At 37.1% G+C, this 291-nt stretch carries 1 pseudogene; it reads right to left on the bottom strand.

Annotated features, from left to right (window positions below):
- Nucleotides 1-291 (bottom strand): annotated as a pseudogene (locus tag AAEY55_RS18200) (hypothetical protein); the annotation flags it as partial.

A 291-nucleotide genomic window follows, 5' to 3' on the forward strand; every position in this document is an offset into this window, starting at 1 on the left:
GCCTAATAACGCTTTGTGGTAAATCCTCTAAATGATTAGTGATCCAAATACTCACTACAGGGTGATTTTCAATGTAAGTATGAAGTAATTCCTTTGAGAAGCTTTTAGAGAATAAATCACGCTCAAAAATATTTTCACACTCATCCAGTAACAGCATTGTTTTTTTACGCTTGCCAACCAACTTACTCACCACATTAAAGTGCTCTAAACGCAACTCAGAACTTGCACTTCGGCTATCGAGCTCGTTTGTTGGGCTTATTAAATTACTACCTTTAGCTTGCACCTTAAGCA

Source organism: Pseudoalteromonas sp. 120-MNA-CIBAN-0494, from assembly GCF_040308885.1.
In the GTDB taxonomy this organism is placed as follows: domain Bacteria; phylum Pseudomonadota; class Gammaproteobacteria; order Enterobacterales; family Alteromonadaceae; genus Pseudoalteromonas; species Pseudoalteromonas nigrifaciens.